Annotated in this window: 24 protein-coding genes and 1 riboswitch; of the genes, 8 read left to right on the forward strand and 16 right to left on the reverse strand. The window is 39.7% G+C overall.

Translation table 11 applies throughout. The features are described 5' to 3' along the window. Positions 1–37 precede the first annotated feature (37 nt). Entirely contained in the window at positions 38–955 is a 918-nt protein-coding gene (locus tag B5354_RS06130) for a proline dehydrogenase family protein (protein ID WP_079526977.1), read from the reverse strand. A gap of 236 nt (positions 956–1,191) precedes the next feature. On the opposite strand from B5354_RS06130, the gene B5354_RS06135 reads away from it, so the two are divergent. Both B5354_RS06135 and B5354_RS06140 read left to right on the forward strand, forming a co-directional pair. Further along, positions 1,192–1,455: a hypothetical protein gene (locus tag B5354_RS06135; protein WP_425432095.1), complete on the forward strand. Its 264-nt coding sequence runs from the start codon at positions 1,192–1,194 to the stop codon at positions 1,453–1,455. 12 nt (positions 1,456–1,467) lie between these two features. Next, entirely contained in the window at positions 1,468–1,806 is a 339-nt protein-coding gene (locus tag B5354_RS06140) for a spore coat protein (RefSeq protein ID WP_079526978.1), read from the forward strand. A gap of 184 nt (positions 1,807–1,990) precedes the next feature. Here B5354_RS06140 and B5354_RS06145 read toward each other — a convergent pair whose 3' ends face one another. Further along, positions 1,991–2,197, reverse strand: a complete 207-nt coding sequence (locus tag B5354_RS06145; protein WP_079529097.1) for a copper ion binding protein — start codon at positions 2,195–2,197, stop codon at positions 1,991–1,993. A gap of 145 nt (positions 2,198–2,342) precedes the next feature. Between B5354_RS06145 and crcB (B5354_RS06150) the strand changes: the two genes are divergently transcribed. Together crcB (B5354_RS06150) and crcB (B5354_RS06155) are read left to right on the forward strand one after the other, a co-directional pair. Continuing rightward, positions 2,343–2,711 carry a fluoride efflux transporter CrcB gene (gene crcB, locus B5354_RS06150; protein ID WP_176142421.1) on the forward strand — a complete coding sequence of 123 codons (369 nt, stop codon included), beginning with the start codon at positions 2,343–2,345 and terminating at the stop codon, positions 2,709–2,711. Then, positions 2,708–3,055, forward strand: coding sequence for a fluoride efflux transporter CrcB (crcB, locus tag B5354_RS06155; RefSeq protein ID WP_079526982.1), 348 nt, complete (start codon positions 2,708–2,710; stop codon positions 3,053–3,055). Before crcB (B5354_RS06150) ends, crcB (B5354_RS06155) begins: the two co-directional genes overlap by 4 nt. Before the next feature lie 37 nt (positions 3,056–3,092). Here crcB (B5354_RS06155) and B5354_RS06160 read toward each other — a convergent pair whose 3' ends face one another. The 6 genes from B5354_RS06160 to B5354_RS06185 all read right to left on the reverse strand — a co-directional run bounded on the left by B5354_RS06160 (position 3,093) and on the right by B5354_RS06185 (position 8,803). Then, on the reverse strand, positions 3,093–3,899 hold the full coding sequence (locus B5354_RS06160) for a VLRF1 family aeRF1-type release factor (RefSeq protein ID WP_079526984.1): 807 nt from the start codon (positions 3,897–3,899) through the stop codon (positions 3,093–3,095). Between the two features lie 87 nt (positions 3,900–3,986). After that, a complete protein-coding gene (locus tag B5354_RS06165) occupies positions 3,987–5,210 on the reverse strand; it encodes a hypothetical protein (RefSeq protein ID WP_079526986.1) in 1,224 nt (407 codons plus the stop codon). Continuing rightward, complete coding sequence (locus B5354_RS06170) at positions 5,203–6,420, reverse strand: DUF58 domain-containing protein (RefSeq protein WP_079526988.1); 1,218 nt, start codon at positions 6,418–6,420, stop codon at positions 5,203–5,205. Before B5354_RS06170 ends, B5354_RS06165 begins: the two co-directional genes overlap by 8 nt. After that, the gene (locus B5354_RS06175) at positions 6,417–7,358 is read right to left on the reverse strand and encodes an AAA family ATPase (protein WP_139377120.1); all 942 of its coding nucleotides are present in this window, start codon (positions 7,356–7,358) and stop codon (positions 6,417–6,419) included. The genes B5354_RS06170 and B5354_RS06175 overlap by 4 nt, the downstream gene beginning before the upstream one ends. A gap of 159 nt (positions 7,359–7,517) precedes the next feature. Beyond that, a complete protein-coding gene (locus tag B5354_RS06180; RefSeq protein ID WP_079526992.1) occupies positions 7,518–8,417 on the reverse strand; it encodes a glycine betaine ABC transporter substrate-binding protein in 900 nt (299 codons plus the stop codon). Between the two features lie 194 nt (positions 8,418–8,611). Next, positions 8,612–8,803, reverse strand: coding sequence for a YfhD family protein (locus tag B5354_RS06185; protein ID WP_079526994.1), 192 nt, complete (start codon positions 8,801–8,803; stop codon positions 8,612–8,614). A gap of 76 nt (positions 8,804–8,879) precedes the next feature. Further along, positions 8,880–8,981: riboswitch (guanidine-I (ykkC/yxkD leader) on the forward strand. Between the two features lie 49 nt (positions 8,982–9,030). On the opposite strand from B5354_RS06185, the gene B5354_RS06190 reads away from it, so the two are divergent. Together B5354_RS06190 and B5354_RS06195 are read left to right on the forward strand one after the other, a co-directional pair. Next, positions 9,031–9,375 (forward strand): DMT family transporter, encoded by a 345-nt coding sequence (locus B5354_RS06190; RefSeq protein WP_079526996.1) that lies wholly within the window; start codon positions 9,031–9,033, stop codon positions 9,373–9,375. After that, positions 9,372–9,686 carry a DMT family transporter gene (locus B5354_RS06195; protein ID WP_079526998.1) on the forward strand — a complete coding sequence of 105 codons (315 nt, stop codon included), beginning with the start codon at positions 9,372–9,374 and terminating at the stop codon, positions 9,684–9,686. The genes B5354_RS06190 and B5354_RS06195 overlap by 4 nt, the downstream gene beginning before the upstream one ends. Before the next feature lie 44 nt (positions 9,687–9,730). Here B5354_RS06195 and B5354_RS06200 read toward each other — a convergent pair whose 3' ends face one another. Together B5354_RS06200 and B5354_RS06205 are read right to left on the reverse strand one after the other, a co-directional pair. Continuing rightward, positions 9,731–10,345 carry a PH domain-containing protein gene (locus B5354_RS06200; protein ID WP_079527000.1) on the reverse strand — a complete coding sequence of 205 codons (615 nt, stop codon included), beginning with the start codon at positions 10,343–10,345 and terminating at the stop codon, positions 9,731–9,733. Between the two features lie 152 nt (positions 10,346–10,497). After that, positions 10,498–11,670, reverse strand: a complete 1,173-nt coding sequence (locus B5354_RS06205; RefSeq protein WP_079527002.1) for an MFS transporter — start codon at positions 11,668–11,670, stop codon at positions 10,498–10,500. Between the two features lie 149 nt (positions 11,671–11,819). Between B5354_RS06205 and B5354_RS06210 the strand changes: the two genes are divergently transcribed. Then, on the forward strand, positions 11,820–12,578 hold the full coding sequence (locus B5354_RS06210; RefSeq protein ID WP_079527004.1) for a TrmB family transcriptional regulator: 759 nt from the start codon (positions 11,820–11,822) through the stop codon (positions 12,576–12,578). A 110-nt stretch (positions 12,579–12,688) separates the two neighbouring features. Here B5354_RS06210 and B5354_RS06215 read toward each other — a convergent pair whose 3' ends face one another. The 6 genes from B5354_RS06215 to B5354_RS06240 form a co-directional block, all read right to left on the reverse strand. Next, positions 12,689–13,285: a serine/threonine-protein kinase gene (locus B5354_RS06215; RefSeq protein ID WP_079527006.1), complete on the reverse strand. Its 597-nt coding sequence runs from the start codon at positions 13,283–13,285 to the stop codon at positions 12,689–12,691. Positions 13,286–13,424: 139 nt separating this feature from the next. Then, entirely contained in the window at positions 13,425–13,946 is a 522-nt protein-coding gene (locus B5354_RS06220) for a PepSY domain-containing protein (RefSeq protein WP_079527008.1), read from the reverse strand. A gap of 150 nt (positions 13,947–14,096) precedes the next feature. After that, positions 14,097–14,804 carry a PepSY domain-containing protein gene (locus tag B5354_RS06225; RefSeq protein WP_176142422.1) on the reverse strand — a complete coding sequence of 236 codons (708 nt, stop codon included), beginning with the start codon at positions 14,802–14,804 and terminating at the stop codon, positions 14,097–14,099. 54 nt (positions 14,805–14,858) lie between these two features. Beyond that, positions 14,859–16,211: a sensor histidine kinase gene (locus B5354_RS06230; protein WP_079527012.1), complete on the reverse strand. Its 1,353-nt coding sequence runs from the start codon at positions 16,209–16,211 to the stop codon at positions 14,859–14,861. Further along, complete coding sequence (locus B5354_RS06235) at positions 16,208–16,903, reverse strand: response regulator transcription factor (RefSeq protein WP_079527014.1); 696 nt, start codon at positions 16,901–16,903, stop codon at positions 16,208–16,210. Before B5354_RS06235 ends, B5354_RS06230 begins: the two co-directional genes overlap by 4 nt. 98 nt (positions 16,904–17,001) lie before the next feature. Then, positions 17,002–17,223: a YozQ family protein gene (locus tag B5354_RS06240; RefSeq protein WP_079527016.1), complete on the reverse strand. Its 222-nt coding sequence runs from the start codon at positions 17,221–17,223 to the stop codon at positions 17,002–17,004. 108 nt (positions 17,224–17,331) lie between these two features. Between B5354_RS06240 and B5354_RS06245 the strand changes: the two genes are divergently transcribed. Next, complete coding sequence (locus B5354_RS06245) at positions 17,332–18,468, forward strand: zinc-dependent alcohol dehydrogenase (protein WP_079527018.1); 1,137 nt, start codon at positions 17,332–17,334, stop codon at positions 18,466–18,468.

The following is an 18,468-nucleotide window of genomic DNA, read 5'->3' on the forward strand; positions in this document are numbered from 1 at the left end:
AAAAGCACGCCTCATGGTTGATGCTTTTCCATCTGAGCTATTTCCCCATAACACCTTTTAGAACAAAAGCTACGTTTGCTGGACGCTCAGCTAATCGACGCATAAAGTACCCATACCAATCATTCCCAAATGGTACATATACACGCATTTTATATCCTTCACTCTCCAGTTCTTCCTGTCTCTCCACTCGAATTCCATATAGCATCTGAAATTCAAATTGATCTTTCGGGATATTATGCTTCTCAACAATTTGTTTTGTGTATTCAATCATTGCATCATCATGGGTAGCTATTGCTGTATAGTTCCCATTTAATAAATGCATTTTGATAATTTTCTTATAATTTTCATCAACGTCTTTCTTATCAGGAAAAGCCACTTTAGGTGATTCTTTATATGCTCCTTTAACGAGGCGGAGGTTAGGATTATACTGGTCCAGCTCCTCTATATCCTCTGCTGTACGATAAAGATAAGCTTGCAAAACTGTACCTATATGTTTGAATTCAGACCGTAATTGTTTGAAAATGTCGAGGGTCTGTTCGCATCGTTCATGATCTTCCATATCAATGGTAACAAACACGTCTTTTTCTTCCGCGACTCTGAGAATCCGTCTCATGTTTTCCATCACAATGTCTTCAGAAATATCTAGACCCATTGAAGTCAGCTTTAAAGAAAGCTGGGAGTCCAAGCCATTGGCAGCAATCGCTTTGATCGCTTCTATACAGCCGTCCGCCGCTTCTTTAGCTTCTTTTTCAGTGTCTATAAACTCTCCTAAGTGATCAATGGTTACAGCCAAACCCTTACCGTTCAACTGTTGAATGGTGGTTACAGCATTAGGGATAGTTTCCCCGGCAACGAACCGCCCAGCTCCAAAACGCAGGCCATATTGCTTAGCCAATTTTGTGAAAAAACGATTTTTAGACAAAAACAAAAAGAAATTACGAAGAAGTTGTTCCAACTTAAAAACCCCCTGTAACCATGGTTCAAACAAAGAATTTTGTCTTTAGTTAAACCGTAAGATTTAAGTATTATGCCTATATTTTGTAAACGCTATCATACTCATATCTTATCACTATTTTTAGAAAATGGGTATTGTTTCGTCTGAAATGTCGACAGCAAGTGTTTATAATCTTATCTCATATTAATTTGCCTTATAGATCATACTAAAATGAATGATCATAAGGAGAGTGAACGATGATGCAGCAAAACCAATTTGGACAATTTAAAAGTTCGCAACCGATGGCTCAAGTGCCTCCAATAGTGAGCACCAAGGACCAGCTATATCTTTCAGATATGCTGTCCTGGAATTTGAACGCATGCAAAAAGGCACACTTTTTTGCACAAAATTGCCAGACACCTGAATTACAACAAGCTTTAGAAGAAGCTGGTCAAATGCACCAACGCCATTACGACCGTCTGCTTAACCACTTAAATAATCAGCAGAACAAACCGAATTAAGGAGGAGCTTTCATGAATCAAAACCAACCATCTAATAAAATTCAAAATCCTGAAACATCTGTTCCTAAAACGCCTCAAATGAATGAACGTGACTTTATTAATGACCAGTTGACAACCGAAAAGTATATGACAGGATCTTATTCAGTCGCCCTTAATGAAGCCAGCAATGAAACATTGTATCAGGATTTATCTACTATCTTTAAAGAAACCCAGGATTGTCAGCGAAACTTGTACAATCTTATGTTCAAAAACGGCTGGTATGCTGTCGAGCAGGCCGAGCAAACAAAAGTCCAACAATCCTATCAACAGTTTAACGGCTACAAAACACAGTTTCCTTATAGCGTTCAATAACTAGTAGCAATAGCGAAAAGCGCCTTGATAGATACAACAAGGTAGGATTCAGGGAGTACCGGATACAGAGGAAGTTCGACTAAGAACGACACGTCCTGTGCCAACCTCGAACTGACCCGCTTCCTGCAGGCCCAAAAAAGCCTGGCCCCCACAAAGTTGGGCGCCAGGCTTTATCATGCTTACGTTAACCCACTGGCTTATAGCCCTGGGCCTCAATTGCTTCTTTCATCAACTCTTTACTGACATAAGATTCATCGTATGCAATGGTGGTCTTTCCGCTATCCACATCCACTTCAACAGCATGTACCCCTTCTAGTTTCGTTAACACATCCTTAACAGCTTTCTCGCAATGACTGCATGTCATACCATTCACTTCTAATGTTAGTTGCATCGTTGGCTCCTCCCTTTCCTTGCGCTTTTCTTGTTTATAGAGAATAAATCTAAAAGCTATATGAAGTGTATTCCACATATAACCCGATTCCTAACCTCTTTTTTTAACGCGTGATATAATGACATAGGTGCAAGGAGATGATACTTTGAGAAAATATATTTACATAGGCGTTGCTCTCGGTGGCGGAGCAGGAGCTACTGTACGTTATTGGCTTTCTAAAGCTTATAATCAAACCGCATTACTGCCCTATGGCACTTTACTCGTCAACTTAGCTGGCTGCTTTCTGCTTAGTTTTTTCTTTCATTACTTTATTACTTCTGCTTTGCCTGAGTCTGTCAAAAAAGGAGTCACTACTGGATTTGCAGGGTCGTTAACTACCTTTTCTACGTTTTCAATAGAAAGTATAGAACTACTACAGGAAAGCTTTTATGTAGGTAGCTATTATCTTGCACTTTCGCTTATTGGAGGAACTATCATGACATGGGCTGGTATTAAGTTAGGTGAGCGTGTATGATCTCATCCGTTTTCGTATTTTTCGGCGGAATGCTAGGAGCGCTTCTCCGCTATGAACTAAGTCGATGGCTTAATAAGAATAGAACGATTCCGTGGGGAACAGCACTCGCAAATTTATCTGGAGGGATGTTGCTTGGTTATTTGATTGGTGCACAGCGTTCTCTCAATATTCCAGAATGGATCTGGTTGCTCGTAACAGTCGGATTTTGCGGTGGATACACAACATTTTCCACGTTTAGTTACGAAGTAATGACATTGATGAAAAAAAGAGCTTATATGACTGCCTTTATCTATGGTGTGGGGTCTACTATATTAACAATATTGGGGGCCGCCTTGTTACTTTAATTAGAAAAAGCCCCACGTCCTGTGGGGCCGATCCAAATTAACTGACGACTTCTTCCAGCACATGCATTTCTTCATGATCCAGAAGGTTCTTGTTAATCACTTTGCGAATTTGCTTATTCATATTTTCCTGCAGATCTTCCGTTTCTTTCTTGTCACCTACTAAATAAATGTGCTCCCATCCATATTGTTTAGCTTGCTTATCAATTATGGGGGCAACACTCTTATACCAGCGGTATCGATTAGCTTCAAACCGTTCTTGAAATTCATCTTGTTTTGAGCTTTTTGCACCGCCGGATCCCATTGAGGCATCTGCATGATGGGGGCCTTGATGCTGACGCCAATCTTCTGTATTTAAGTCCAGTTCGAATAACTGGGTATCATTCAATGACCCAAGCTCTGCATCAATCAATTTAATTTGATTTTTTTGAGTTAAGACAACACCGGTCTTCGGAAAAGTCTCCTGCATTTCTTTTAACTGATCAAGTACGGGAGATTCTTCCCAATAAAATTCACTAGTGACTGGCATCTGTAATCTTTCTGCAAACCATACCGAATCATCAGCTGTTGCAAAAAGCACTACACTTTTAGCAAAATGTTGTTCATTTTCTTGAATATAGTGATTCACTTTCTCTTTCACAGCTTCAAAATTTCGTTTTTCCTCGGAGTCCCCTTCTTCCTGAAGATACGCTTCAAAATTATTCAACCCATTTTTCAAATGAATGCGCCATTCTCCACCTTGCTGATCCGGGTCTGAAGGGTCTGTATTTAAATACATAGTGAAAACACGATGAGGCTTCTCCAAATGTACATTTTCTAACTTTTTAATTTTATCGTCCAGATTCATACAGTTCATCGACTCCTTTAATTATAGAATCTTTTCTACAAAACTATTTCCGTTTTGAAGATCGATTAAACTTGAATCCACTATGAATCATCTTCCCTTTGACCTGTTTTCAATATCTGTACGTAATTCTCTCATCTCTTCGAAAAATCGATTGCGTTCATTCTCATTCAGCTTAGCATGCCCATAGCGCACTTGCTGATATAAGTCTGTCCTTGCCACACTAAAGTTTTGACGCTTAAACCATTCCTCGATAGATTCATTCACCCTTCTTCCATATCCTTTTTTGATTGAAAACTTTTCAAATTGATGAAATTCCCTGCGTACTGGATCAGCCCGTTTACTCCTCCAAAATGTTGGAGCCCTGCTTTCTTTCTTCTGTAACGTTTCACTTGATAAAGAAGAATAGTAGACATGTTGAGCAGTTCGATCTTCCTCTGCAGGTTGTCTCCTTTTACGACTCATTACAAAGATGACAATGATTATAGTCAGGACGATCAACAAAAGCGAACCCCATTCAATAACTTGACTAACTTCATCGACACGATTTTCTTCCTGAATCAGCTTCTTAGAGCTTTCGTTGTTTTCTTCTTTCATTTGCCCATTGAGTTCAAGTATTGGCTTCTCTTTCAGCGCTTTAATGTTCGAAACATCTACTCCAACTGATTCTAATGTAAAGAGTAAACCTTTTACACCTTGCAGGAACAAACCTGATGCCAGAAACCACGCTTTTTCCACGAGCCACCTGATTGGGCTTAATGCAAGTATCACCATAATTGTACCTACAATAAAAAGAACTAGCCCATTTATAAGATTCCTTGTCCCTTTCTTTCTTTCATCTTGGGGTACTTGATAGTAATGAGCCATCAGATGACCAAATAACATGACGGAACATTGTAAAATCAAAACAAAAATCAGGATGTTTTCGTAGGAAAGAAGAACTTCAACAAATACAATCAAAATGCTGCTCAGTAGTATAATGGGCTGATTTTCTTTATTAGGCTCATGTTCGTGAGCTAAAAACCTCCATACTAAGATCACTGACATGATCACGGCAATGGGTATCGGAAAATCAAACAAGAAAATCGCAACAATTGCTACGACAGGCGTTGCCAAAATAAAAGGGGCAAATGTAACATTGCCCAAGCTTGCCACCTTAAAGCATAGAAAAGAAAATAGAATGATAAGCGCATAGAGTAAGAAGTTAACGGTAAGCTCGCTGATTTGAATTATAGGAAATAAGAGAAAGTATACTAGGATGCCTTCACTAATATATTGATAAAATTGAGTCATTAACTTTTGACTTTTAGGCATCCATCCCCCTCCTTTTATCTAGAGGGACAGCAAGCGCCTGTCCTTGATCTTCTACGATTTGAAACAAGCGCATCCCTCGACTTTGCCAAATTTTCAGCTGTTGTCGAGACCTGTCAGTGATTTCCCCAATAATAATAATTGTTTTTCTTTTATACAGGTGTAACTCCATTCCATGGATCAACTCATCGAAAGGTACTGTAAGCTGGTCTTTCCTTACCCTGGCTAGCGTTTCGAGCGATTTCCGCAAATGCTCTTTGCCTGTTCCTTCTTCTTGGTAATAATATGGCGGACTTTGCTGTTTACGGGCATTAATAAACATATCCACCTGATAGCCATGCTTTACTGCATATTGATTTAAAAAGGCAGCATAGGATAGATGATTCTCAAGCTGCTTGGAAACATGAGCGTTTCCAAGCCTCGTTTCTTCGGTGATATTTACTACAATGGACCAGCTTATGTCTACCTGTTTCTCTAACACTTTTGTCCTTAATTGTTGTGTTTTAGCAGAGGCTTTCCAATGAATCCGATGAAAAGGGTCACTTGAGACATACTTTCTTGTACCTACCGGCGTCAAAACATCCTCATACGGCGAAAGCAATGCCGTCTGATTACCTTGCGCAATCTCAAAAATCGTTTCGATTCCTTTAATAGGCTTAAGCTCAGGATAAACGATCACTTCTGTCTCAAAATGAGGCAGGAACTTCAATATACTCGAGTTAAAACTAATTAAATGAGGAAACATGAATTTTATATCTTTCATCTTCACTGCCCCTCTTCTCTTTGCAGTGACAGGCAGATGAATCGTGGTTTCCCCTTGCTTCATTAATGAAAGAGGCAAGGAATATTTGTATCCTTTAGAAGCATCGGAGTAGGGGCAGCTGTCCACGACTACACTTTTTTCCATTAAAAATTGCAGCTTGCCATTGATCACCGGTGTTCTTGAATAATTTTGCAGCCGAAAACAAATCGTGCCTTGATCGTTAGGAAACAGGCGAACCGTTTGTTTCCGATTCACTAAGTGAAGCTTGCTCGCACTCCATTTATTGTAAATTGCACTTGCCGCAAACAAAATAAACATCACCCCTGACGGAACCAGCAGGATTGTTCTGTTAACATATACCGAGACAATAAACGTTACAATAAAAAAAGCCAGTAAAGTGTCATTGAATTTACGCGATTCTAAATCGACTACTTTGCTCCATTGTTTCAACTGCCGTCCCCTGCTTCCACTGGCACAGGTACATCTTCCATTATTTCTGCAACAACCTGTTCTACCGTTTTTCTGATCGCTCCTTCCATTGAAAGTACTATGCGATGTTCAAAGACAAAAGGAACAAGCTTCTTAACATCGTCCGGCGTAGCATAAGTTCGCTCCCTTAACAAGGCTCTTGCCTGTACAGCTCTCATAAATACAAGAGCGCCTCTTGTACTAACCCCCAAGTCGATGTCTGAATGGCTCCTCGTGAACCTGACTAAGTCGAGAAGATATTGAAGGGTATCTTCTGCCAACATGACTTCCTTTACTTTTTTGCGCAACCGGAGTATTTCTTCTTTTTCAAGGGAAGTTTGTAATTCTTGAAGCGGTTCCTCCAAACGGTACGCATTTAAAATATTTGTTTCTTCTTCAAGGGATGGATAACCCATGTTTATTTTGAAAAGAAACCGATCGAGTTGAGCCTCTGGCAATGGGAATGTACCGTGGTTACCCTCAATAGGATTTTGTGTAGCCATAACAAAGAATGGTGGTGCTATATGTAATGTCTCCCCATCGACAGTGGTTTGTTTCTCCTCCATGACTTCAAGTAGGCTTGACTGAGTCTTAGGAGTTGCCCGGTTAATTTCATCAGCCAGGAGTACGTTCGTCATAACGGGTCCTTCCCTTAACTCAAACTCTTGTGTTCTGGGATTGAAGAACTGAATTCCTGTAACATCACTAGGCAGAACATCAGGTGTAAACTGGACCCGGCTGAATTTCCCGTTCATAATTTTGGCAAAACTTTTGGCAAGCTTTGTTTTTCCTGACCCGGGAACACTTTCTAATAGCACATGACCATCTGCTAATATTGCAGTAAAAAGTAATTCAATGACTTCATCTTGGCCGATAATAACTTGGCCAATGGATTCCTTTGCTTGTTCTATAGAATGCAACAACTAGATTTCCCCTTTCTACACTCTATCGTACCCTCCATTGTATCATTAACGAAATGAGAAAGCCCTTGCCGTGTCATGTCTTGTTGAATACTTTCCTTTTGATTAATTTACAAAACAGCCTGCTTTTGTAACAAAGCAGGCTGTTTTTCGTTTCCATTATTTTGTCCACTCAGCAATAAGATCCTGATGATTGTCTACCCACTTCTGGGCACCTTCTTCAGGGGATTCCGCCTCATTCAATGCCCCCATTAAGCTGCCTAACTGTTGGTCATTTAACATAAAGTTATCAAACCACTTCACAACTTCTGGCTGATCTTCCTCAAGTCCAAGTCTTGCTGCATAAGAAATGTCTTCAGAGTCTCCGTAAACATTTTTGGAATCCTCGAGGAATTTTAGATCCAACTCTGCAAAAGCCCAATGCGGTTTCCATAGGGTTACAGCGATCGGTTGTTTTTCTTCCATCCTGTTTTTTAATTCCGCCATCATAGTTGGTCCAGAAGAGGATGCAAGGGTATAATTATCCAAATTGTACTCTTTTAATGCCTCTTTTGTTAATGACATAATACTAGCACCAGCATCGATGCCTACAATTTTTTGATCTGGAAACTTATCTGATTGCTTTTTAAGATCTGTTATCGTATTAACATCTTTCATATATGAAGGGACAACAATTCCAAGTTTTGTTCCTTCATACCATGTATCTCGCCAGTCAATTTCCTCTTTATATTTTTCATAGAAAGCCTTATCTGTATGTGGCAGCCAAATCTCCATTCCTATATCTAAATCTCCACTTGATAAAGCTTCATACAGGAAACCTTTTTGAACTTGCTTAAGTTCAACGTTATATCCTTTATTCTCCAGGATGATCTTCCACATGTTTGATACTGCAACGTTTTCAGCCCAGTTATTCATCCCAATACTAATTGTTCCTTTGTCGCCTGACTTCTCATTCTTGCTGTCATCACTTGCGGAATCTGAACTTGATTCTCCACAAGCAGCAAGGATAAGGAGTGCACTAAGGCAAACAACAGGTAACCATTTGCGCAAACTGTTCATAATTTGTTCCTCCTCCATTATTTAAGTAGCTTATAGATTCCCGACGAAATTCAACACAATTTTGTATTTTAACATAAATGTTATTAAGTTTAAACATTTTATTCTGTACAAAAAAATATTAATCATTAAAAAGGAATAAATAACCACCTCAGGTCATCCAGATTCTGGATGACCTGAGGTGGTACAATATGGAATTATTTATTTTCATGTCTGTTGTGAACTCGTTGATCTGCTTCTCGGCTTCTTTCTAATGCCTCAAAATCTTCATGATCAGCAATTTCTTCAGAAAATTCTATATCACGTCCAGGGTGTTTTTGAGCATCAGGTGTTTGTGGTAATTTGTGCTTTTTCTTTCCCTTTCCACTGTTATGTTCATCTCTTCCCATTGAAAACCCTCCTTACTTTTGTTGCTCTTATTATTTGCTCGAATAACGTTTCTATTCTATACTTACTGTAATTGAACTAGCTGTTTTCTAGGGTTCCGCAATCACAATGATTGGACTGGACCGAGAGAAAACACACGACCTTTTAGTCGTGACACGGAGGGACAAAAGCCCGGGAGATATCTCACTTGTGAGATATCTCCCCTTTTCATGTCAGGGAGGAAATTGCTATGAATAAAGAATGGCTCAAATTAGTAGTTGCGGCTTTCTTCGAAGTTGGTTGGGTGATTGGCCTAAAACATGCTGAAAGTGTATTAGCTTGGTCTGGAACCGCCTTAGCCATTTACATTAGTTTTTATCTGCTCATCGCTTCGGGAAAGAAACTGCCAGTGGGTACTTCTTATGCTGTGTTTACTGGCCTGGGTACAGCCGGGACTGTAATGGCGGAGATTGTCTTGTTTGGAGTACCTTTTCAATGGATAAAAGTCATGCTGATCTTATTTTTGCTTAGTGGAATTGTAGGGTTAAAGCTCTTGACCGATTCACATGGACACGAGGAGCGTGAAACCGTATGAGCTGGATGGCGTTAATCGCTGCAGGTCTATTCGAAATGTTTGGCGTAACCATGATCAACCAATTTCACAAATCACGAACTGTTTTATCACTTATTGCGATGATTACCGGGTTTGTGCTTAGTTTTATTTTTTTATCAATAGCTATGAAGGAACTGCCAATGGGGACTGCCTACGCAGTCTGGACAGGAACAGGAGCAGCTGGAGGAGCCATTCTCGGCATGATCTTTTTTGATGAGCCCAAAGATTGGAAACGCCTAATCTGTATAAGCGTGATCATTGCAGCAGCTGTTGGGTTAAAGTTAATCAGTTAAAAAAAGCCCGCCTTTCCCTTTTCAGGGAAGGCCGGGCTTTCGTTTTAATTATGAATGAACAAGTCAAAAACATATCCAAAGTCTTTGATATGATACTTTTTCTTTGTTTCCAACAACCAATTAAAAGTAGTTTCGTTAATATCCTTAAATTCAGCTGAAACACTGGACTCCTGGCCTCGGCTATTTTGAAGCGTGGCGGAAGCTGTTTGTAAACTTTGCTTCGCATACCCAGTCAAAATATCGTTCTCCTGATTAATTTCAGCTATTTTCAGCAACGATTTATACAGATCCTTAAGGTCTTCAATAAATTTCTTGTGCACATCAATATCAAAGTGTGTATTTCCTAATTGAAATTTGATCTCTACATCCAAATCAATCGTACCAGCCGTTTCCAGCTCAACGTTTGTAAACTGATTTGTACTATATGCATATCTGCGAAGCGTACGCTGTTTGCTTGCTGCACTAGTCCCGTCCACATGAATCAAGGCTTTATTTGTAAAGCAATACTCATCGGATTTTGATTTAATCAGGAAATAAATCTTCTCATCGTCTTCATGCATCACATAATCGTCAGCATCTACTTTATCATAATCTTCTGGTTTGATAACACTGCCAATATCACTTAGACCTAAAGCATCTGTTGCCATCTTCTTAAACATCTAATCATCCCCTCTTTTTACTAAAGCTCGCTCCCATTCTATCATGAATCCAAGTCAAATTGGCCGACTTATAACGGAAAATCCAAAAACTCCCACCTCAGGTCATCCATAATATGGATGACCTGAGGTGGGAGATATAGGAAATTTAAAATTTATGAGCTTTGTATGGTTTTAGCGGGTACAACTTGGTTGCTTCTGGTAATGGAGAAATATGCTGTGCCTAAAGCTAATAAAACAAATATCCCTCCAACTGATGCATTGTGTACAACAGATGTCTGCTCGATAACCAATGCTCCTACCGTAGAACCTAATGCGATCCCAAAATGCAGCGCGGAATTATTTAAACTTTGCTGGATGTCTGAAGTTTCCGGTGCAGCGTTAATTAAATAACTTTGCTGTGCAGGGGTAATAGCCCAGCTAAGCATACTCCATATCACCATAACGGCTAGAAATAAAGGAAGGGAAAAAGTGACAAACGGTATCATGAAAATAGCGATCGCGAACACAGCAATAATTCCGATAATGCTTCGTTCCGCTCCCCATTTATCAGAAATGACACCTCCGACGCCTCCGCCTAAAACTGCTGCAACCCCAAATATTAAATATGCAATGCTCACCCATGCAGCATTTAAACCCATTGTTGACTTTAGAAACGGTGTTAGATAAGCATATAATGTCAAGTGACCTGTTAGAAAAAAGAACGATGTCATCTGGGCACTAAAAATTTTATTATTCTTTAACGTACGAATCTGTGCCCTTAATGGAATAATGGGCTTCGGTTCAATTTTTTCCAAGAAAACCGCTACTCCGATCATCGACAGCAGGGTTAGAATGGCAATAAATAAAAACGGAGCACGCCACCCAAAGGCGTTACCGAGTGTTAATCCAATAGGAACTCCCAAAACTAGTGATGCACTAACTCCCATAAAAATGATTCCGATCGCTCGGGCCCGAAATTCTTTTTCTACGATGGAAGAAGCAAGCGTAACTCCTAACACAACGAGCAAAGAACCGCTTGCAGCTGATATTATTCTTGCAATCATAATGATTGTATAATTCGGACTCCAAAACGCGAGCAAATTCCCTAGGAAAAAGATCAATAAACAAACAAGTGTTAACCGTTTACGTTCATATTTAGCTGTGACTGTTAACAAAACAGGGGAAGAAATAGCAAAAACAAGCGAAAAAATAGTAATAAGTAGTCCAGCTTGCCCTAAAGTTACATTCAAATCTGCAGCTATTAAGTCTAATGTTCCGCCAATAATTAACTCGACTGTTCCTACAACAAAAGAAACAACCGCTAACATGTATACTTTTTTATTCATTGTGTCATGTCCCTCTCTATATTGGTTACCACTAAGATGGTAACCAATTACACTAAAAAAGGCAAGAGGTAATTCGACATACATTTTACGAAATGCTTAAATATGTGTATTCTTTAAACACTAAAGCTTTTAAGAATGAGGTGTACATAATGCTGCAGAAGTTCGGATTTACTCAGTATGAAAGCCAAATATTTGAGGTATTAACATCAAGCAGCGAGCCGCTTGATGCCAGTTCAATCGTAAAGTATTCACATGTGCCAAAATCTAAAGTATATGAAGTCCTTGGGCGATTGGTAGAAAAAGGTTTATTACTTACTTCGTTTCAAGAAAGAAAGAAATTATATACAGCACTTCCTTTAGACATTACGATTGAGAAACTAACGCGAGAATTTCAAGAAAATGTCGAAGCATTAAAACACAGCGAATATAAATTGACGCCTAATGATGATCGAGTATGGACGATACAGGATCATCCAGCTATTGTTTCTCTGACCGAAGATCTTATCAGCCGCGCCGAACAATCAATTTATATATCCGGCTGGAGTGATGATATCCAGCCGCTCCTCTCAGAATTAGAAAGCCTGAATCGGCAAAACATTAAAATTGAAGTGTTATCTGTAGGAGATGTGAAAACATTACTGAGCGATACCCATGTCCTTCTGCCTGTCGAAAAACATGAGGCGTTAGAAAGACATAAACTAATCATTATCGATGAAAAAGAGATACTTTTTGCAGGGTTAGAACACGAGACATGGCAAGGAATCACCACCATGTCCAGCCCACTTGTTAAGTTTTTCACTGAATTCTTTTATCACGATGTAGCCCTCACAGAAATTACTAAAAAGTACGAGTCCACCCTGATGCAAGATGAGAAAATAAAAAACATACTGATGAAATTGCGGTATTGAGGCACCCATAATTATCCACCTCAGGTCATCCAAAATTTGGATGACCTGAGGTGGATTATCTTTATATTTGAGCATAATATAGCCTCGATGCTTGATGGCATCGAGGCTATTTAAAAGGGAAGCAATTTTCTTCTGTATAGTCTGATAATCATCTCAATGAAAAATGGTGAGAATCTTTTTGGAAAAAAACGTTTCTGATAGTATGAATAATAGGCCTTTTTCAAATCTGGCCAATGTTGACATTCCTTCTCTTGAGAAAAGCGTACCACATCAATCACTTTAATCTGTTGATCATTTGTCAGCATTATATTTCTTAAATGTATATCTGAAGGGTTGAGTCCTTTACTGCGAGCATAATCCAAGGCTTCATCAACCATAGCTACCATACGTGGTGTAATCGGGATTCCACACACTAAACAATCATAAAAAGTAATGCCATCTAAATACTCAAGAACTAAGTATCCTTCCCCGACTTCAATCAGTTCTGGATAATAAACATAGTTTGAAAGCTGTTCATAAATCTTCCCTTCCTTTTCAGCCAACCCTTGCTGTTCGGAGTAAAAAATTTTCACAGCCTGCATCGTGTCTTTGATTCGGAATACGGCTGCACTTCTACCCTGACCTACAAGCTGAAGCTCATCAGGTATTTCAATGACTTGATCTTCGTCAATTTGGACGGTGCTGATCAATTCTTTGATTGTTTCCATATCTATCCCCTCATTAGCAACCCTTTAAGTACATTCCTTACTCTCTCATTATATCAAACCTATAGAAATTATTATTACAATATGTTTGGGCATTAAAATTATGTAAACGTAAAGAGCTGCCATTACGGCAGCTCCTCGACTAATCTTCATCTTTCTCCTGTTCAAATTCGATCACTTCACCAGTTTGCCCATGGACCTTAACTTCGTATTCATTGTTTCCATCCTTAAATTCAAAGTCATAATGCCCATCGTCTAATTCTGCTTCTACCATTTTCCCTTCAGCCTCTTTTTTGGCAATGGCTGTCGCCTCATTCATAGACAATTTGACGTTAGCGTTAGCTTCATTCTCCGACTCATCATCTTGATCCTCGTCGCGGTCAATGTCAATAATTTTCCCCGTCTTCGCATTTACATCGACATCCGTTTCCTTACTATTTTCTCCTTTAACTCGAATATCATAAATTCGTTGTCCGTCATCGGTTTCCATTTCTACTTTTTCGATCGTACCATTAACTTCTTTTTCAACAATTTGCTTCGCTTCACCTTCTGTTATTGACGTCTTTTGACTAGATGTATCCGTCCCTGACGCAGCGGCCACCCCAATCGCTCCACCTAGAATCACAACCCCTGCAACACCAACAGTCATTAATTTTCTTTTCATTTCTAAATTCCTCCTTTATTTAAGTTCTACTCTCAATATAGACAAGAAAAGTGAGAGGTTCCCTAGAATAAAATGAGAATTTCATGAGAAAAGTGGGTCTATTTGTAAATGTACCATCTTAAAGCCAAAACACAACTAGACACACTTTTTCTAATCATCCCAGCTTAACTTGATTTCGCCGGTAATTGCATTAATTTGCACCGTTGCTTCAGTCTCGTCATCATTCTCAATATCAATCAGATAAAAAAACTGACCATTCTCTTCCTCATATTCTACATCCTCTATAGTTCCTGAAACTTGCTTTAGTGCAAGCTTCTGAGCTTGTTCTTTCGTAATCGGTGGATTAGCCTTCTGTGGTAGCTGTTCCTGACTAGTATTCTGATCATTTTCCGTAACTGTCTGTTCTTGAATAACGTCCCCCGTTTCAGTCATAGTCAGTTTTACTTTTTTATCTTCAAGCTTTATCTCAACTTCATACTGTAACTGATTCCCTTCTTTACTTTCTTTAAGAGAGGTAATTTCGCCCTTATATTCTTTCTCTATCTGTTTTCTAATTTTAGACTCGGTTGATTCCAGCTGCTTCGTTGTCAAGCGTTCCATGTCATTAATCTTACTTGTCGATTTATCTACTCGTATTTGGTATTCTCCAGTGTCTCGTTCAATTGTGAAAATAAACTCGTCATTTATTTCCTCTGTTTGAACGATTTTCCCACTATACTGATTTTTAATCAGCTGCCTTGCCTTATCCATTGATAATGGCTCCGCAGATGTGACGCTTTGGACAACTTGCCACATGAGAACAATAAGGAGAATAAGCACTCCAAGAGAAAGCAGAATTCTCGTTACCTTCTTATTCACAGTCATGCCTCCCCATTCGTTTTACTGCTTACTATACAAGAATAAAATGAGAAATCACTGAGAAAGAGGCAGTTTGATGATCGCCTTCGTCCCTGTCTTCTCTTCACTGTGCAAAAGTAGTTCCGCATCCATCACTTGTGCCAATTCTTCAGCAAGAGCCAGCCCCAATCCAAAGCCTCCAGACTTTCTAGTACGAGCCTTATCCACTCGATAAAATCGCTCAAATACTCTTTCCAAGTCTTCTTGGCTCATGCCAATTCCCTGATCGATGATATGAATTTGAGCCCGCCCCTCATTTCTAAAGGCATCTACTTGTATTTCTTTTTCACTGTACTTTCTTGCATTATCCATAAAAATATAGAGCAGCTGCTTCAACTTCTGTGCATCCGCTAACACATTCAAACCTTCCTCGACGGATACTTCAACACGTCGTTTATACGCTTTCTCAAATGCACGCATACTTTCTTGTAAAAAAGTGCTCAGTTTGATTTCCGTTAAATCTACATTCCAATACTCTTCATGTTTAGCTAACAGCAGAAACTGTTGCGTTAAATTCTTCATGCGAACCGCTTCTGAATGAATGGCTTCGACTGATTCATCAAAAAGTGCCTCATCGTGCCTGCCCCGACGCTCCAGGAGACTAGAATACGATTCAATTACCGTTAAAGGCGTCTTTAGTTCGTGGGAGGCATTCGAAACAAATTGTTCCTGCTTTTCATAATTAGCTTGTAATAAAGTAATCATTTCATTGAATGTTTCTCCCATCACATACAATTCATCTTTGGATTTCTCTGGAAGTTCCAACTGTTTAAAGCGTCCACTTTCTCGAATGTCCTGCATTGTACTGGTCATAGAAGTGATGGGACGTGTAATCAAATTACTCAAAAATCTTGCTGATATAAACAATGGAATGGTCGCAATCAACGTGACTACGATAAGAACTATTTGCAATACATTTAAATTTTGTTCTGCTGCTTTCAAGCTTTCGGTAACCTGCAGGGCAGCCACTTCTCCATTAGTCCATATAATGGGAACCGAAACCAATGCATGCTTAGTCCCTTGATAATCAATAATCCTGGATACCTCTTCGGAGTAAAATGTGACAGAGCTCCTCTCTCGAAGGCTACTATGGTCAGGGGACGCGGCACCAGGGCCAATCGCGTCCTTCATAACTATTTGAACGATACCATTAATCGGACTATACGCGAGTAAAAGCTCTCTGATTGGTACACCGGATTGATTTTCATTCAAGGTTGCAACAATTTGTTCTGCTTCCGCCTCTGTCTGTTCTAATTCACTCGTAAATATCATCCGGCTAAAAGAAAAATAAACAGCTGTATTAATTAGAACGAGCAGGACCACAAACAGAACCGTCGTGTACAAATGAATTTTATTTCTTAACTTCATCGCGGATCCTTCAACACATAACCGACCCCGCGAACCGTTCGAATTAACGCAGGATCATACTCTTTGTCCATCTTATTTCGTATGTAGCGAATGTACACATCTACAACATTTGTGTCCCCATAATAATCATAGCCCCAAACGGCATCCAGGATTTGTTCCCGATTCAACACCTGCCGTTTATTTTTCATTAAGTAGGCAAGCAAATTGAATTCTTTAGGAGTAAGTTCAATAGATTGGCCATCTCTTATCACTTCATGTGTCTGTTCATTAAGACGTAAATCGGCTGCTTGGATCCAACCTGCTTCACCGTCATCTGTGGCTGAAGCATGAGTTCTTAATACTGCACGTACCCTTGCCAAAAGCTCCTCTATTTGAAAAGGTTTTGTTATATAATCGTTCGCTCCGAGATCAAGACCTGATACCTTATCTTCAACGGAATCCTTGGCTGTCAACATAATCACGGCGATTTGTTGGTCATCAGAACGAATTCTTCGTAATAGTTCTATTCCACTTATCCCTGGCAGCATAATATCAAGAAGTAACAAATCCCAATGTCCCTCACGATATTTTTGCAGTCCTTCCATTCCGTCAAAAGCTTTTACCACTTCATATCCCTCATAAGTCAGTTCAAGCTCAAGTACTCTGGCAATTTTCTCTTCATCTTCAACGATCAATATCCTTGTTTTCTCCATGTTCCTTCCCCCTTCCTCAGCTACATGATTACCGCCATTCTAGCACATTTTTATTAAAAAAAGCTCACCGCCGTCATTTAGGGGTGAGCATGTTGAGATTATTCATGTTTATTAGAAATGTCTTTTCCTTTATGACTGACAAGACGTCCATTTTCATCAACCTGATCAATCTTAGCATCGTGCGTACCTTCCGTTAACGTATCCGATACTTGCTCGTGTGTGGTGGCAAGCCCCTGGGATGTATCATCCCTTCGTTCATAATCGGCTGATTCATAAGGACGGTCACCAATTGATTTCGATTTCTTGTTTTGTTCACTCATACAATACCTCCTCGTCTTCACTCCTAGCATTCGCAAATTGAAAAAGAATAACCATTTATTCTCCTGCAAACAATAGATATTACTGAAACAGGAAAAGGAGTCTATACGATGAAGGCTGTGACTTATCAAGGAGTCAAAGATGTCAAAGTAAAAGAAGTTCCTAACGCTACTCTTCAAAAGAAAGACGATATTTTAGTGAGGATTACCAATACAGCAATATGCGGTTCAGATTTACACCTGGTCCACGGGATGATCCCGCACACTCCAGAAGACTATATAATAGGTCATGAACCAATGGGAATTGTTGAAGAAGTTGGGCCAGAAGTAACAAGAGTAAGAAAAGGAGACCGAGTCATCGTACCGTTTAACGTGTCCTGCGGGGAATGTATGTACTGTAAAATGAACCTGGAAAGTCAATGTGACCGTTCCAACGACTTTGGAGAAGCAGGGGCATACTTTGGTTATTCCGAAACGTACGGCGGATTTCCCGGTGGTCAAGCTGAGCTGCTTCGCGTTCCTTATGGAAACTTCACGCCATTTGTCGTACCCGAAGATGCTGAGCTAGAAGATGAACAACTTCTTTTCCTATCTGATATCGTCCCTACGGCATACTGGGGAATCGAACAGGCAGATGTCAAGAAGGATGATACAGTCGTCATCCTCGGCTGCGGTCCTGTTGGATTGCTTGCTCAAAAATTTGCCTGGATGAAAGGGGCTAAAAGAGTAATCGCAATTGATTACGTCGGTTATCGGCTGGAGCATGCAAGGAGAACAAACAAAGTTGAGGTATTTGATTTCTCTAAAGAGAAGGACCTTGGTTCACACATTAAAGAAATCACAGGCGGAGGAGCTGATGCTGTCGTTGATTGCGTCGGTATGGATGGCAAGAAAAATGTTGCCGAAATGATTGAAAGTGCCTTGAAACTTCAAGGTGGAGCAATGGGAGCGATTCAACTAGCCAGTAAAGTGGTTAGAAAGGGGGGGACGGTAAGCCTTGTAGGAGTGTATGGAACTCGATATAACCAATTCCCGCTCGGTGACTTTTTTTCGAGGAATATTACGTTAAAAATGGGACAAGCACCGGTCGTCCACTTTATGCCTAAATTGTACAAAATGATAAAAAATGAGGAATTTGATTCAACAGATATCATTACACATAGACTGCCACTAGATAAAGCCGAACATGGTTATGATATTTTTGATGAAAAACATGATGATTGTATTAAAGTTATCTTGAAACCATAA

Source organism: Halobacillus hunanensis, assembly GCF_900166655.1.
GTDB lineage: Bacteria > Bacillota > Bacilli > Bacillales > Halobacillaceae > Halobacillus_A > Halobacillus_A hunanensis.

Excerpts from the sequence above, each read along its gene's own strand:
- B5354_RS06140 (WP_079526978.1), top strand. The coding sequence starts at position 1,468 with ATGAATCAAAACCAACCATCTAATAAAATTCAAAATCCTGAAACATCT.
- B5354_RS06195 (WP_079526998.1), top strand. The coding sequence starts at position 9,372 with ATGAGCTGGATGGCGTTAATCGCTGCAGGTCTATTCGAAATGTTTGGC.
- B5354_RS06145 (WP_079529097.1), bottom strand. The coding sequence starts at position 2,197 with ATGCAACTAACATTAGAAGTGAATGGTATGACATGCAGTCATTGCGAG.
- B5354_RS06215 (WP_079527006.1), bottom strand. The coding sequence starts at position 13,285 with ATGGAAACAATCAAAGAATTGATCAGCACCGTCCAAATTGACGAAGAT.
- B5354_RS06200 (WP_079527000.1), bottom strand. The coding sequence starts at position 10,345 with ATGTTTAAGAAGATGGCAACAGATGCTTTAGGTCTAAGTGATATTGGC.
- B5354_RS06135 (WP_425432095.1), top strand. The coding sequence starts at position 1,192 with ATGATGCAGCAAAACCAATTTGGACAATTTAAAAGTTCGCAACCGATG.
- B5354_RS06245 (WP_079527018.1), top strand. The coding sequence starts at position 17,332 with ATGAAGGCTGTGACTTATCAAGGAGTCAAAGATGTCAAAGTAAAAGAA.
- B5354_RS06190 (WP_079526996.1), top strand. The coding sequence starts at position 9,031 with ATGAATAAAGAATGGCTCAAATTAGTAGTTGCGGCTTTCTTCGAAGTT.
- B5354_RS06185 (WP_079526994.1), bottom strand. The coding sequence starts at position 8,803 with ATGGGAAGAGATGAACATAACAGTGGAAAGGGAAAGAAAAAGCACAAA.
- B5354_RS06205 (WP_079527002.1), bottom strand. The coding sequence starts at position 11,670 with ATGAATAAAAAAGTATACATGTTAGCGGTTGTTTCTTTTGTTGTAGGA.
- B5354_RS06160 (WP_079526984.1), bottom strand. The coding sequence starts at position 3,899 with ATGAATCTGGACGATAAAATTAAAAAGTTAGAAAATGTACATTTGGAG.
- B5354_RS06210 (WP_079527004.1), top strand. The coding sequence starts at position 11,820 with ATGCTGCAGAAGTTCGGATTTACTCAGTATGAAAGCCAAATATTTGAG.
- B5354_RS06235 (WP_079527014.1), bottom strand. The coding sequence starts at position 16,903 with ATGGAGAAAACAAGGATATTGATCGTTGAAGATGAAGAGAAAATTGCC.
- B5354_RS06240 (WP_079527016.1), bottom strand. The coding sequence starts at position 17,223 with ATGAGTGAACAAAACAAGAAATCGAAATCAATTGGTGACCGTCCTTAT.
- B5354_RS06230 (WP_079527012.1), bottom strand. The coding sequence starts at position 16,211 with ATGAAGTTAAGAAATAAAATTCATTTGTACACGACGGTTCTGTTTGTG.
- B5354_RS06180 (WP_079526992.1), bottom strand. The coding sequence starts at position 8,417 with ATGAACAGTTTGCGCAAATGGTTACCTGTTGTTTGCCTTAGTGCACTC.
- B5354_RS06220 (WP_079527008.1), bottom strand. The coding sequence starts at position 13,946 with ATGAAAAGAAAATTAATGACTGTTGGTGTTGCAGGGGTTGTGATTCTA.
- crcB (WP_079526982.1), top strand. The coding sequence starts at position 2,708 with ATGATCTCATCCGTTTTCGTATTTTTCGGCGGAATGCTAGGAGCGCTT.
- B5354_RS06165 (WP_079526986.1), bottom strand. The coding sequence starts at position 5,210 with ATGCCTAAAAGTCAAAAGTTAATGACTCAATTTTATCAATATATTAGT.